This is a genomic window from Methylotuvimicrobium sp. KM1, from assembly GCF_044788715.1.
In the GTDB taxonomy this organism is placed as follows: Bacteria; Pseudomonadota; Gammaproteobacteria; order Methylococcales; family Methylomonadaceae; genus Methylotuvimicrobium.
In genome coordinates this window covers 440,207-453,198 of sequence record NZ_CP173170.1, presented here as the reverse complement: position 1 = coordinate 453,198, position 12,992 = coordinate 440,207, and the positions used below count along the sequence as shown (strand labels likewise).

The window sequence follows — 12,992 nt, the reverse complement described above, 5'->3', positions numbered from 1 at the left end:
CTATTTCTCCTTTCTTTCCGGCCTTTGCCAGGTTGGGATAGTGGTTTGTTTGGCCCGCGCCAATGTCAATTTTTCAGGAGGGGTGTCTTTCGTAATCGTCGATCCAGCACCTATCGTCGCATTCTTACCGATTGTAACCGGCGCAACCAATTGCGAATTCGAGCCAATAAATGCACCATCTTCGATGACGGTCTTGAACTTATTGACACCGTCGTAGTTACAGGTGATCGTGCCGGCGCCGACATTGACGCCGCTACCGATGACGCTATCGCCGATATAACTCAAATGATTGATTTTACTACCGATTGCAACTGTGGACTTTTTGATTTCGACGAAATTGCCGACATGAACATTATCGGCTAATTTGGCGTCGGGCCTTAGCCGTGCAAAAGGCCCGATGCGGCTGGCTTTACCGACTTCGGCATTTTCGATCACACAATTCGGCAATATTTCGACATTATCGTGAATGATCGAGTTTTTTATCAGCGTATTTGCGCCGATCGTTACATTGCTGCCTATGTTAATACTGCCTTCGAGAATGACATTGACGTCGATTTCGATATCGGTACCCAAATGCTCGATGCTTCCCCTAATGTCGAAACGCGCGGGATCTCTCAATGTAACTCCGCGTTCCATTAAGCTATTTGCCTGCTCCATTTGATAAACTCGTTCCAAATGCGCCAATTGCATACGATTGTTGACGCCCAACACCTCGTCCTCGGTCTCGGCCTGGGAAGTTACGATGTCTATTCCGTCATTAACAGCCATTTCGATGATATCGGTTAGATAATACTCGTTTTGTGCATTATTATTCTGCAAACGACTTAACCATTTTTTCAATTGCTCACCGTTCAATGCCATGATACCGGTATTGCCTTCTTGTATCGCTTTTTCTTCGGGAGATGCGTCTTTTTCTTCGACGATCTTCAAAACGCTATTGTCGCTGTCCCGCACGATGCGACCATACCCCGTAGGATTGGATAACACGACCGTTAATAATGCTAAGGCATTACTACCCGCATCGGCAATCAACGTTTCGATCGTCGACAACTTCAATAAAGGCACATCCCCGTATAAAATCAGCACGGTATCGTCATCATCGACATAATCGATGGCTTGCTGCACGGCATGTCCCGTGCCTAATTGCTGAACTTGCTCAATCCACTGAGCATCGAGGTGACTTAAACGATTTCGAACTTGTTCCGCGCCGTGTCCGTAAACGATATTTACCCGATTATCGGCCAATTGTTTACTGGTATCGTAGACATGCTCCAGTAAAGGTCTTCCGGCCACTTGATGTAAAATCTTCGGCATTTCGGAACGCATGCGCGTCCCTTTGCCTGCTGCTAAAATTATAGTCGTTAATGTCATATTTTCATTTCCGTTACCCAGCTTTAACAAATATAGTACCTATGGCATAAGATATAAAAATAATAAGGATTTCGTGAAAAATAACTTCCTGGAGCTATGAGTTTTGTAGCGGGTTCGGTAACTCGCTTGTCAGGGCGCCGTGAACCCAGCACCTAAATTATCCAAGATAGTTAACCATAGCCAATGAGCTATGGAATTTAGGTGCTGGGTGAATACGTCCTTGTAGGCTTGACGGCGGCTTTCCCTGCCGCCGACACCTGTCAATCGAGTTACCGAACCAGCTTACCGTGCATTAAAAATAGGGAAGTTATTTATGACCGAATCCTAAGCATTAAATATCATGCCAACTTTTATCCGGATATAAACAAAAAAAGCCCGACAACGCTTTATCGTTATCGGGCTTTTATATGGCTTAAACCACGGCGTTAACCGCCGCGCTTTCTGAGTCTGTCCAAGGTTCTCAATTGCATGACCGCTTCCATCAACTGCGCCTGAGCGGTCGCATAATCGATCTTGCTGGTTTTATCGGATAATGCTTCCTCGGCTCTGGTTTTGGCCTCTAGTGCTGCTGCTTCATCGATGTCTTTCGCTCGAATTGCGCTATCGGCCAATATCGTCACCAAATGCGGCTGGACTTCCAAAATACCGCCAGAAACAAAGAATGGATAGCTTTCGCTGTCGCTGACCTTGACCCTGACTTCACCGGGTTTGAGTTTGGTTATCATCGGCGCATGACGCGGCGAGATACCGACTTCGCCTAGTTCGGCGGGCGCAAAAACCATTTCGGCCAAGCCGGAATAAATTTCTTGCTCCGCGCTGACGATGTCTACATGTACGGTCATTGTCATCTCTCGGTTCCCATCGTCCGGTTATTTTTTCATGCCCTTGGCTTTTTCCAAAGCTTCGTCGATCGTGCCAACCATGTAGAATGCTTGCTCCGGAACATGATCGTACTCGCCATCGATAATACCTTTGAAGCCGGCGATGGTGTCTTTTAATGAAACATATTTTCCCGGAGAACCGGTGAAAACCTCTGCCACGAAGAACGGTTGCGACAAGAATCGTTGAATTTTCCGTGCTCTTGATACGGTCAGCTTGTCTTCTTCGGACAATTCGTCCATGCCTAAAATCGCGATGATGTCGCGTAACTCTTTATACCGCTGCAAAGTGCCTTGCACTGCACGAGCAACATTGTAATGCTCATGGCCGATAACCAAAGGATCCAATTGGCGACTAGTAGAGTCAAGCGGATCGATCGCAGGATAAATACCTAACTCGGCGATTTGACGAGACAATACCACTGTCGCGTCCAAATGCGCAAATGTCGTAGCCGGTGACGGGTCGGTCAAGTCATCGGCAGGCACGTAAACGGCCTGGATCGACGTAATGGACCCGGTTTTGGTCGAGGTAATGCGCTCTTGCAATACGCCCATTTCTTCCGCCAAGTTAGGCTGATAGCCTACCGCCGACGGCATACGGCCCAACAACGCCGATACCTCGGTACCCGCCAATGTGTAACGGTATATGTTATCTACGAAGAACAATACGTCACGGCCTTCTTCACGGAAAAACTCGGCCATCGTCAAACCGGTCAAAGCCACACGCAGCCTATTGCCTGGCGGCTCGTTCATCTGCCCGTAAACTAACGATACCTTGTCGATAACTTTCGAGTCGGTCATCTCGTGATAGAAGTCGTTACCTTCACGGGTACGCTCGCCAACGCCGGCGAAAACCGAGAAACCGCTGTGTTCGATCGCGATGTTACGAATCAATTCCATCATGTTGACGGTCTTGCCGACGCCGGCACCGCCGAACAAACCAACTTTACCGCCTTTCGCGAATGGACAAACCAAGTCGATAACCTTGATGCCGGTTTCTAGCAATTCATTGCTGGCGGCTTGCTCATCGTAAGACGGCGCTTCGCGGTGAATCGCCCATCTTTCGTCTTCGCCGATCGCGCCTTTCTCGTCGATCGGCTCGCCAAGCACGTTCATGATACGGCCCAGCGTTTTTTGACCCACCGGCACCGCAATAGGCGCACCGGAATTGCTCACTTGCAATCCTCTGCTCAAACCGTCGGTCGAACCCATTGCAATGGATCTGACCACGCCGTCGCCTAATTGCTGCTGCACTTCCAAAACAAGATTCTTGTCTTCAACATTTAGTGCATCATAGACTTTCGGAAGGCTTTCGCGTGGAAATTCGACATCCACGACCGCCCCGATAATCTGAACGATTTTACCCAAACTCATTTTGTCGTCCTCTTCAATACTTAAATCTGTTAATTCGTCTGTGCATTACACAGCAGCGGCGCCGGCAACGATTTCGGAAATTTCCTGCGTAATCGCGGCTTGTCGGGCTTTGTTGTAAACCAGTTGCAGTTCGCCGATAAGCTTGCCGGCATTATCCGAAGCGCTTTTCATCGCAACCATCCGGGCGGCCTGTTCGCAAGCATTGTTCTCGACCAGTCCCTGATACACGATCGATTCGATATAGCGAATCAGCAGATTATCCAGAACTTCCTTCGCATCGGGTTCGTAAATATAATCCCAATGCCCTTTCAATTCGTCCTCGATCTCATCGGCAATTACCGGCAGTAGTTTTTCGACATTCGGCCGTTGCGTCATCGTGTTAACAAACTCATTACTAATCACATATAACTCATCGACTCGACCTTCCTCATAAGCGTCGAGCATGATTTTTATGATACCGATGATATCGTTTAGATGCGGCGTGTCGCCAAGCTTGCCGACTTGCCCAACCATATTGACTTTTTGTAAGTTACCGAAAAACCCGGCCGCCTTAGTTCCGATTGTGCAAATATCGACATCGATGCCGTCTTTTTCCCATTGGCGTAACTGCACTAGGGTTTTACGGAATAGATTAGAATTCAAACCACCACACAAACCGCGATCCGAACTGACGACGATCACACCAACCCTTTTGACTTCTCGCGGAATCAAATAAGGGTGTTTGTACTCGGCATTGGCATGAGCCAGATGTTTGATGATCTGACCCATTTTTTTCGAGTAAGGCCGCGTTGCCTGCATTCTGTTTTGCGTTTTACGCATTTTACTCGCGGCGACCATTTCCATCGCGCGCGTGATCTTTTGAGTATTCTTGATACTTCCGATCTTTGTGCGTATTTCTTTACCGACAGCCATTTGACGACCCTTTTACCAGCTATGCGTGTTAATGAACGTTTCGATGGCGGATTTAATGCCTTCTTTGATTTCATCGGAGAAGTCGCCGGTTGCATTGATCTGATCCATCAATTCCGACTTTTCGGATTTCATATACAGTTGCAGAGCGTCTTCGAAATCGCGTACTTTGTTAACTTCGACCGAATCCAGATAACCTTCGTTTGCAGCGAACAACGACACCGCCATTTGCGCAACCGACATCGGCGAATATTGATTTTGCTTCATCAACTCGGTCACGCGTTGACCGCGTTCGATTTGCTTACGCGTGCTTTCGTCAAGATCGGACGCGAACTGAGCGAAAGCCGCTAATTCACGATACTGAGCCAAGTCCAAACGAATACCGCCGCCCAATTTCTTAATGATTTTGGTTTGCGCCGCGCCGCCTACCCGCGATACGGACAGACCCGCGTTGACCGCAGGACGAATACCGGCGTTGAACAGGTCGGTTTCTAAGAAAATCTGTCCGTCGGTGATCGAAATTACGTTGGTCGGAACGAAGGCCGATACGTCGCCTGCTTGCGTTTCGATGATCGGCAATGCAGTCAACGAACCGGTTTTGCCTTTGACTTGACCGTTAGTCAACTTTTCGACTTCATCGGCATTGATTCTTGCCGCTCTTTCGAGCAACCGTGAATGCAAATAGAAAACATCGCCCGGATAAGCTTCACGACCCGGCGGTCTACGAAGTAATAACGATACTTGGCGATAGGCCCAAGCTTGTTTGGTCAAATCGTCGTAAATAATTAATGCGTCTTCGCCGCGGTCTCTAAAATATTCGCCCATCGAGCAACCGGTATACGGCGCGATGAACTGTAGAGCTGCGGATTCGGATGCGGAAGCCGCTACGACAATGGTATGCTCCATCGCGCCGTGCTCTTCGAGCTTGCGTACGACGTTAGCGATCGAAGAACGCTTTTGGCCGATCGCGACATAAATACATTTGATGCCAGTGCCTTTTTGATTGATGATCGCATCGACGGCAATGGCGGTTTTACCGGTTTGGCGGTCGCCGATGATCAATTCGCGTTGGCCGCGACCGACTGGAATCATCGAGTCGATCGATTTCAGGCCGATTTGCACCGGCTGATCGACCGATTGGCGTGCGATAACGCCCGGAGCGATTTTTTCGATCGGAGAAGTTTCGCTTGTGTTAATCGCGCCTTTGCCGTCGATCGGATTGCCCAATGCGTCAACAACGCGTCCCAGCAACGCTTCGCCGACCGGTACTTCCAAAATTCTACCGGTACATTTGACGGTGTCGCCTTCGGTAATGTGTTCGTAAGAACCCAGAACCACAGCCCCGACCGAATCGCGCTCTAAGTTAAGCGCCATGCCATAGGTATTTCCAGGAAACTCCAACATCTCGCCCTGCATGGCTTCGGAAAGTCCATGCACTCTGACGATACCGTCGGTTACACTCACTACGGTGCCTTCGGTATGGCTTTCGACGCTCAGGTCGAAATTTTCGATCTTTTGCTTGATAAGATCACTGATTTCTGATGGGTTTAATTGCATGTTCTTTTTCTCTCACTCACTGTAGAGCTTTCTGCATGTGAAGAAGCTGGCCTTTGACGGTTCCGTCGATCACCTTGTCTCCGGCACGGATTAGTACGCCACCGATCAGCGACCGGTCGTTCCAGATATCCAAACGAACTTGCTTATTCAGCCAACGCTCCAATCTGGACACTAAGTTGCCTTGCTCGTCTTCCGTCAAAGGGTAAGCGGATATGACCTGAACTTCGGAGTATCCTTCATCGTCCGCTCTAAATTGCTCGTAAATCTTCGCAATTTGCGCGGCCAATTTCAGCCGATTATTATGGATGAGCAGTTTTAGAAAGTTTTTACCTTCCTGATCGAGATGTTCGCCGCAGATGTCCAACATCAAGTTTAAAAAACTTTCTTTAGCGATTTTCGGATTATCGGCTGCCAGCGCAATATTAGAGTCGCTCAAGACCGCGGACAAAAACGCCAAATTATCGGACCATTGTGCTGTCGCGCCGATTTCCTTCGCTCGTTTGAAAGCCGCCTCCGCATAAGGCCGCGCCAATGTTGCCAGTTCGCTCATGGTGCTTAACCTATTTGATTGGAAACTTTATTCAAGATTTCTTGGTGTTTGGCTTGATCGATTTCCGCGCTTAAAATTTGTTCTGCCGCATTCAGTGCCAAGGAAGATACTTCCTTGCGCAAACTTTCTTTGACTTGCTGCAATTCTTGATCGATCTGCGCTTGAGCGGCGACAAGTAAGCGTTCGCCTTCTTTCTTAGCGGCGTCTTTCGACTCCTCGACAATTTCGTTGGCCCGTTTTTGCGCCAGATTGACAATATCCGAAGACTGCTCTTTGGCTTCTTTGAGGACATTGATGGCCCTTTTCTCGGCCAATTCCATTTCTTCCTGGCCTTTTTCGGCCGCCGCCAATCCGTCGGCTATTCTCTTCTTCCGCTCTTCCAGGGATTGATAAAGTGGGGGCCAAACGAACTTCATGGTAAACCACACCAGAAGCGCGAATGTAATCATTTGACCAATCAGAGTAGCATTGATACTCACGATGCGTTCCTCTTGTTGCTGTTAGTTAAAAAACCGGATCTATTAATTACCGGCAGCGGCTTGAACAGCGGATAAAAACGGATTCGCAAATGTGAAGAATAATGCCAAACCAACGCCGATCATGGTTACCGCGTCCAACAAGCCTGCAACAATGAACATTTTGACCTGCAACATAGGCACCATTTCCGGTTGACGCGCCGCGCCTTCCAAAAATTTACCGCCCAACAAACCGAAACCGATAGCGGTTCCAAGCGCACCCATTCCTAAAACCAGTCCGACAGCAATCGCTGTCATGCCTTGAACATCAGCAATTAAAGACGCTAAATTTTCCATGATACCTCCAAACGTATGATTAAAATTAAAGTAACAAAATAATTAGTGATCTTCGTGAGCCATACTCAGGTAGACGATCGTCAATACCATGAATATGAAAGCTTGTAGCGTAATAATCAGAATATGAAAAATCGCCCACGGAAAACTCAGCGCCGGCTGTATTGCCCACGGCAACAGCGCAATCAGAATAAATATCAGTTCGCCGGCATATAGATTACCGAATAAACGAAGCGCCAATGAGATCGGTTTGGCTAGCTCCTCGACCAGTTTCAGCAACAGATTAAACGGCAGCAACCAAGGTCCGAACGGTTGAAACATCAACTCCTTGGCGAAACCCCAAGGGCCTTTGACCTTAATGCTGTAAAAAATAATCAGGAAGAATACCGAAATCGACATGGCGAAGGTCGCATTCAAATCGGTACTGGGCACGACTCTGAGATATTCGATACCCATCATTGAACCGATCATCGGTAACAAATCGACCGGGAACAAATCCATAAAATTAAACAAGAAGACCCAGCAGAAAATCGTCAACGCCAATGGCGCGATCAATTCGCTTTTGCCGTGAAAGCTGTCTTTAACCTGTGAATCGACGAACTCTATCATCATTTCGGCAAAATTTTGCACCAATCCCGGCACATCGGAAGTGGCTCTTTCGGCCGCCATTTTAAAAAACCAAATGAACAATCCACCCAACACGGCGGAAAAAAACAGAGTATCCAAATGCAAAGTCCAGAAACCCTCACCAACACTCAATGGTGTCAAATGATGAACGATATATCCGGTTGCCCCTTCGGCTGCATGGGCTTCAGTAGCCATCTTTCCTCTCTCGAATTGAAATCGTCAGCGCATAATTAGCGCAAACCAAAATACGGACAATACTGCTATATACCCCAATAGCAGCGTTAAAATATTGATATTCGGAATTTGAAAAATCAAAAAAAACAGCACAGCTGTCAATATAAGCTTTCCCGATTCGCCGGCATAAAACGAATTCACGATTTTTTTGGCGCCTTGCCCGCTCGCCCTAAAGATGCGCAAAGCAAAGTATAGATTCGGTATAAATGCTGCCAATGCGCCTAGAAACGGCGACTTAGCACTCTGCAGCCCCGAAAAAACTGCAAATCCGGAAGATATCGCGATAATAACGAACGCTTGTAAAATCAAGATTTTTCCGACTGTAGAAATCTTTTCGTCCGTCACACCGACTCCGGATACAACAACTTGTGGATTATAGCGATGAGGCTTCATTTAATCAAGGAAGAATAAGGAACAGAGCATTTCCTACTTTGCAACGATTCATTTAAAAATCAGCCAATCGTTCAGCCTGATTTTCCGGTTTTACCCCTATCCCGGACAAACAAAATCAATCGGTAATTCTATTTTCCGAATAACTGAGCTGCTCGATGATGCCGTCTAATTGCTCCAAACTCGAATAAGCCACCACCAGCTTGCCGGAACCGTTTTGTTTATGATTGATCGAGACTTTCGCGCCGAGTTTCGACGTCAAATCCTCCTGCAATCGAAGGGTATCGCGGTCGACTTCCGCCGGTTCGTTTTTCAGCGGCTCGGTCTGCAAATCTCTGATTAGTTTTTCCACCGCCCTGACCGAAAGACTTTGCTTAGCGATTTTCTGCGCGGCCTGAATTTGCAGATCGCGACCCAACGGCAACAAAGCCCGGGCATGCCCCATCTCGATTTGCTTATCGACCAGCAACTGCTTGACTTCCGGCTGCAACTCCATCAATCGTAATAAGTTGGTCACCGTCGCGCGGGATTTACCGATCGCATCGGCGATTTGTTGATGCGTCAACTCGAACTCTTCAAGCAGCCTTCTCAATGCGTCGGCCTCTTCCAGTGGATTCAAGTCTTCGCGTTGAATATTTTCGATCAACGCGATCGCCATCGCACCCTTATCGTCGATATCGCGCACAACAACCGGCACTTCTTGCAACCCGGCAAGTTGCGCAGCGCGCCAACGCCTTTCTCCGGCAACGATTTCATATCGTTCATCGCCGATTTTACGTAACACAATTGGTTGAATGATACCTTGTGCCTTGATCGAATCAGCTAGCTCCTTGATTCTTTCCGGATCAATATCCTTTCTAGGTTGAAACTTTCCACGCTGCAACCATTCGATCGGCAGTTTTTGCAGTTCGTTTTTTTTCTCTGTCGCAGGTGGCGCATCGCCCAATAAAGCATCCAATCCCCGACCCAAACCTCGTTTTTGTACCGCCATAATTGTCTTATTTCTTCTCTTTTCTAATCATTTCGCCCGCTAACGCGATATAAGCCAAGGCACCGCGCGACGACTTATCGTATTGAATCACCGGCAACCCATGACTCGGCGCCTCGGCCAAGCGAATATTACGCGGAATCGTGGTGCGAAAAACTTTATCGCCGAAATATTCAGCCAGCTGATCGGATACGTCTTTGGTCAAGCGACTTCTATTATCGAACATCGTTCTTAAAATACCTTCGAGATGCAAGCCGGGGTTCACCGAACCTTGAATGTTTCTCAATGTCGACATCAGCGCCGACAAACCTTCCAGCGCATAATATTCGCACTGCATCGGTATCAATACGCTATCGGCTGCGACCATGGCATTTAATGTCAACATATTCAATGTAGGAGGGCAATCGATCAGTATATAGTCGTACTGATCCTTAATCGGCTGCAAGGCTTCGGCCAGACGCCGCTCCTTGCGATCGATCTGTAGCATATTGACTTCGGCTGCCGTCAAGTCGGAATTGGCCGGAATTATCGAAAACCCGCACGACTCTTGCTTTACAACAGTCTCGGCTGCCGGCACATCTTCTAATAACAAATCGTAACTGGAATATTGCACCGAGTCTTTATCGACGCCGCAACCCATCGCCGCATTACCTTGCGGGTCGAGATCCACCAACAACACTTTTCGTTTTGCACCCGCCAAAGCCGCGGACAGATTTACACTGGTCGTCGTTTTCCCGACCCCGCCTTTTTGATTGGTAACTGCTATCACCTTTCCCACTCGTTTACTCCCGCTGCGTAGGCTTGTTAATTTTAATCAGGCATCGCTGCGCTTCTATTCCCGGAACCCTTATCGGTATCACTGTCGCGCCATCTCCGATTTGCTGCAACTCCTGCTCGGGATACTGACCTTTCATCGCCAACAACACGCCGCCCGGCGCGATCAAATGCCCGGTCATTTTCAGCATGTCGGGCAAATTAGTAAACGCTCGCGTAATGACCGTATCGAACAAATGTTCAGACGCAAAATCCTCAACTCGGCCATGACAAACCTGAACATTAGTTAATTTCAACTCTAAAACGGCCTGCTGCACGAAACGAGTTTTTTTGCTATTGCTATCCAATAACGTGAAAGTTTTGTCCGGCCGGCAAACGGCCAAAGGAATACCCGGCAATCCGGCGCCGGTCCCGATATCGATGACCTTTTGCCCGGTAACATAAGGTAAAACCGCAAGACTATCGAGCAGATGCAGACTTACCATCGCTTCTTGGTCACGGATCGAGGTTAGATTGAAGGCTTTATTCCATTTATCGATCAGCCCGATGAAACTCAACAAGCGGTCGATCTGTTCGTCGCCAAGCGTTAAGTTTAATTCATCGAGACCGGCCTGGAGTCGTTTCCGGCAGGTATCCATCAGGCGCTTTTCTTCTTTAAATGGACCAGCAACAAGGATATCGCCGCCGGCGTTATACCGGGAATTCGCGAAGCCTGTCCCAGCGTTTCCGGCTGTTGTTTTCTGAGTTTTTCACAAACTTCGTTTGAAAGCCCCGAGACGTTACGGTAATCGATCGTTTCCGGCAGACGCAAATGATCGTAACGCTTGGTCTTGTCGATTTCAGTCTGCTGCCTGTCGATGTAACCCGAATATTTGGCCTGTATCGCGACTTGATCGGACACCTGCCCCGGAATTTCATCCCGCTCGATAAAGGTCAACAGCTGCTCGATATCCACTTCGGGACGACGCAGCAAATCCATCAAGTTGACTTCGCGCTGCAACGGCTTGCCCCAAAACGCTTCGGCTTGTTTAGCTTCTTCCGTTTCGGCCCGAAGCCATTTTTTCGACAGTTCCGTTTGCAAAGCACCGATTTGTTCACGCTTATGTTCGAAAGTGCGCCAACGCTCGTCGCCGACCAAGCTCAACTCGCGGCCGATTTCGGTCAAGCGTAGATCGGCGTTATCTTCGCGCAGCAACAGCCGGTATTCGGCACGGCTCGTAAACATCCGATAAGGCTCTTGCGTGCCGCGCGTGATCAAATCGTCGATCATAACGCCGATGTATGCCTCGTCGCGAGCCGGACACCAACTTTCCTGATCGCGAATCGAGCGCGCGGCATTGAGCCCTGCAATCAAGCCTTGTGCGGCTGCTTCTTCATAACCGGTCGTGCCGTTGATTTGCCCGGCAAAAAACAAACCCGGCATATGTTTGGTTTCCAATGACGACTTAAGATCCCGCGGATCGAAAAAGTCGTATTCGATCGCATAGCCCGGGCGAATGATTTCGGCATTTTCGAATCCGAGCATCGAACGGACGAATTCGTATTGCACATCGAACGGCAAACTGGTTGAAATACCGTTCGGATAAATCTCGTTCGTATTCAAGCCTTCCGGCTCAATGAAAATCTGATGCGAATCGCGATCGGCGAAACGCACAATCTTATCTTCGATAGAGGGACAATAGCGCGGCCCGATGCCTTCGATTACACCGGTATACATCGGCGAACGGTCCAGACCGGACCGAATGATGTCATGCGTCCGGCTATTGGTTCGCGTGATAAAACAAGGAATTTGCCGCGGATGCTGCTCGCGCTTGCCCAAAAACGAAAAAACAGGAACCGGATCGTCGCCGAATTGCTTTTCCAATCGACTGTAATCGATCGTGCGACCGTCGATGCGCGGCGGGGTGCCGGTTTTCAAACGGTCCACTCGGAACGGCAACTCGCGCAAACGCTCGGCCAACTCGACAGAGGCCGGATCGCCGGCACGTCCGCCGGTATAATTTTCTAGTCCGATATGAATACGTCCGGCTAAAAAGGTACCGGCGGTCAAGACAACGGCGCGCGCTCGAAATTCGAGCCCCATTTGGGTTTTAACACCGGCAACTCGACCGCCTTCGACGATCAAATCGGCAACCGTTTGCTGAAACAAGGCCAAATTCGCTTGATTTTCCAATGCACTACGCACGTATTGCTTATAAAGACTACGATCGGCTTGCGCGCGAGTCGCTCTGACCGCAGGACCTTTACTGACGTTTAAAATACGAAACTGAATGCCGGCATGATCGATCGCCTCGGCCATGACGCCGCCGAGCGCGTCGACTTCCTTGACCAGATGCCCTTTACCGATACCGCCGATCGCCGGATTGCAGCTCATCTGCCCCAAGGTATCGATATTTTGGGTGAGTAACAAGGTTTGCGCGCCGCTTCGGGCGGCCGCCAATGCTGCCTCGGTTCCGGCGTGACCGCCGCCGATCACGATGACATCAAAATTTTTTTTGAATTTCACAGGCTTTTAATGCTCAAATAAAGCG

At 48.8% G+C, this 12,992-nt stretch carries 14 protein-coding genes; all 14 read right to left on the bottom strand.

Annotated elements, in window-relative coordinates; all coding sequences use genetic code 11:
• Nucleotides 1-1,371 (bottom strand): bifunctional UDP-N-acetylglucosamine diphosphorylase/glucosamine-1-phosphate N-acetyltransferase GlmU, encoded by a 1,371-nt coding sequence (glmU, locus tag ACINK7_RS02100; protein WP_404359583.1) that lies wholly within the window; start codon nucleotides 1,369-1,371, stop codon nucleotides 1-3.
• 425 nt (nucleotides 1,372-1,796) lie between these two features.
• Nucleotides 1,797-2,219, bottom strand: coding sequence for a F0F1 ATP synthase subunit epsilon (locus ACINK7_RS02095; RefSeq protein ID WP_341327294.1), 423 nt, complete (start codon nucleotides 2,217-2,219; stop codon nucleotides 1,797-1,799).
• Between the two features lie 21 nt (nucleotides 2,220-2,240).
• Nucleotides 2,241-3,623 carry a F0F1 ATP synthase subunit beta gene (gene atpD, locus ACINK7_RS02090; protein ID WP_404359581.1) on the bottom strand — a complete coding sequence of 461 codons (1,383 nt, stop codon included), beginning with the start codon at nucleotides 3,621-3,623 and terminating at the stop codon, nucleotides 2,241-2,243.
• Nucleotides 3,624-3,668: 45 nt separating this feature from the next.
• On the bottom strand, nucleotides 3,669-4,535 hold the full coding sequence (gene atpG, locus ACINK7_RS02085) for a F0F1 ATP synthase subunit gamma (RefSeq protein ID WP_404359579.1): 867 nt from the start codon (nucleotides 4,533-4,535) through the stop codon (nucleotides 3,669-3,671).
• A gap of 12 nt (nucleotides 4,536-4,547) precedes the next feature.
• Nucleotides 4,548-6,089 (bottom strand): F0F1 ATP synthase subunit alpha, encoded by a 1,542-nt coding sequence (gene atpA, locus ACINK7_RS02080; protein WP_404359577.1) that lies wholly within the window; start codon nucleotides 6,087-6,089, stop codon nucleotides 4,548-4,550.
• A gap of 16 nt (nucleotides 6,090-6,105) precedes the next feature.
• Nucleotides 6,106-6,639: a F0F1 ATP synthase subunit delta gene (locus ACINK7_RS02075; RefSeq protein ID WP_404359575.1), complete on the bottom strand. Its 534-nt coding sequence runs from the start codon at nucleotides 6,637-6,639 to the stop codon at nucleotides 6,106-6,108.
• A 5-nt stretch (nucleotides 6,640-6,644) separates the two neighbouring features.
• Nucleotides 6,645-7,118 carry a F0F1 ATP synthase subunit B gene (locus tag ACINK7_RS02070; protein ID WP_341327289.1) on the bottom strand — a complete coding sequence of 158 codons (474 nt, stop codon included), beginning with the start codon at nucleotides 7,116-7,118 and terminating at the stop codon, nucleotides 6,645-6,647.
• 42 nt (nucleotides 7,119-7,160) lie between these two features.
• Nucleotides 7,161-7,451 (bottom strand): F0F1 ATP synthase subunit C, encoded by a 291-nt coding sequence (gene atpE / locus ACINK7_RS02065; RefSeq protein ID WP_014146839.1) that lies wholly within the window; start codon nucleotides 7,449-7,451, stop codon nucleotides 7,161-7,163.
• Nucleotides 7,452-7,493: 42 nt separating this feature from the next.
• Nucleotides 7,494-8,270 (bottom strand): F0F1 ATP synthase subunit A, encoded by a 777-nt coding sequence (gene atpB, locus ACINK7_RS02060; protein ID WP_014146838.1) that lies wholly within the window; start codon nucleotides 8,268-8,270, stop codon nucleotides 7,494-7,496.
• 24 nt (nucleotides 8,271-8,294) lie between these two features.
• On the bottom strand, nucleotides 8,295-8,654 hold the full coding sequence (locus tag ACINK7_RS02055; protein WP_404359573.1) for an ATP synthase subunit I: 360 nt from the start codon (nucleotides 8,652-8,654) through the stop codon (nucleotides 8,295-8,297).
• A gap of 163 nt (nucleotides 8,655-8,817) precedes the next feature.
• Nucleotides 8,818-9,690 (bottom strand): ParB/RepB/Spo0J family partition protein, encoded by an 873-nt coding sequence (locus tag ACINK7_RS02050; protein WP_404359571.1) that lies wholly within the window; start codon nucleotides 9,688-9,690, stop codon nucleotides 8,818-8,820.
• 7 nt (nucleotides 9,691-9,697) lie between these two features.
• Nucleotides 9,698-10,465, bottom strand: coding sequence for a ParA family protein (locus ACINK7_RS02045; protein WP_404359569.1), 768 nt, complete (start codon nucleotides 10,463-10,465; stop codon nucleotides 9,698-9,700).
• Between the two features lie 4 nt (nucleotides 10,466-10,469).
• The gene (gene rsmG / locus ACINK7_RS02040) at nucleotides 10,470-11,099 is read right to left on the bottom strand and encodes a 16S rRNA (guanine(527)-N(7))-methyltransferase RsmG (protein ID WP_404359567.1); all 630 of its coding nucleotides are present in this window, start codon (nucleotides 11,097-11,099) and stop codon (nucleotides 10,470-10,472) included.
• Nucleotides 11,099-12,967: a tRNA uridine-5-carboxymethylaminomethyl(34) synthesis enzyme MnmG gene (gene mnmG, locus ACINK7_RS02035; RefSeq protein ID WP_404359565.1), complete on the bottom strand. Its 1,869-nt coding sequence runs from the start codon at nucleotides 12,965-12,967 to the stop codon at nucleotides 11,099-11,101. Before mnmG ends, rsmG begins: the two co-directional genes overlap by 1 nt.
• Between the last annotated feature and the right edge of the window lie 25 nt (nucleotides 12,968-12,992).

What these genes read in the sequence shown, in the direction of transcription:
- glmU (WP_404359583.1), bottom strand. Translation starts at nt 1,371, where the DNA reads ATGACATTAACGACTATAATTTTAGCAGCAGGCAAAGGGACGCGCATG.
- ACINK7_RS02095 (WP_341327294.1), bottom strand. Translation starts at nt 2,219, where the DNA reads ATGACAATGACCGTACATGTAGACATCGTCAGCGCGGAGCAAGAAATT.
- atpD (WP_404359581.1), bottom strand. Translation starts at nt 3,623, where the DNA reads ATGAGTTTGGGTAAAATCGTTCAGATTATCGGGGCGGTCGTGGATGTC.
- atpG (WP_404359579.1), bottom strand. Translation starts at nt 4,535, where the DNA reads ATGGCTGTCGGTAAAGAAATACGCACAAAGATCGGAAGTATCAAGAAT.
- atpA (WP_404359577.1), bottom strand. Translation starts at nt 6,089, where the DNA reads ATGCAATTAAACCCATCAGAAATCAGTGATCTTATCAAGCAAAAGATC.
- ACINK7_RS02075 (WP_404359575.1), bottom strand. Translation starts at nt 6,639, where the DNA reads ATGAGCGAACTGGCAACATTGGCGCGGCCTTATGCGGAGGCGGCTTTC.
- atpE (WP_014146839.1), bottom strand. Translation starts at nt 7,451, where the DNA reads ATGGAAAATTTAGCGTCTTTAATTGCTGATGTTCAAGGCATGACAGCG.
- atpB (WP_014146838.1), bottom strand. Translation starts at nt 8,270, where the DNA reads ATGGCTACTGAAGCCCATGCAGCCGAAGGGGCAACCGGATATATCGTT.
- ACINK7_RS02050 (WP_404359571.1), bottom strand. Translation starts at nt 9,690, where the DNA reads ATGGCGGTACAAAAACGAGGTTTGGGTCGGGGATTGGATGCTTTATTG.
- rsmG (WP_404359567.1), bottom strand. Translation starts at nt 11,099, where the DNA reads ATGGATACCTGCCGGAAACGACTCCAGGCCGGTCTCGATGAATTAAAC.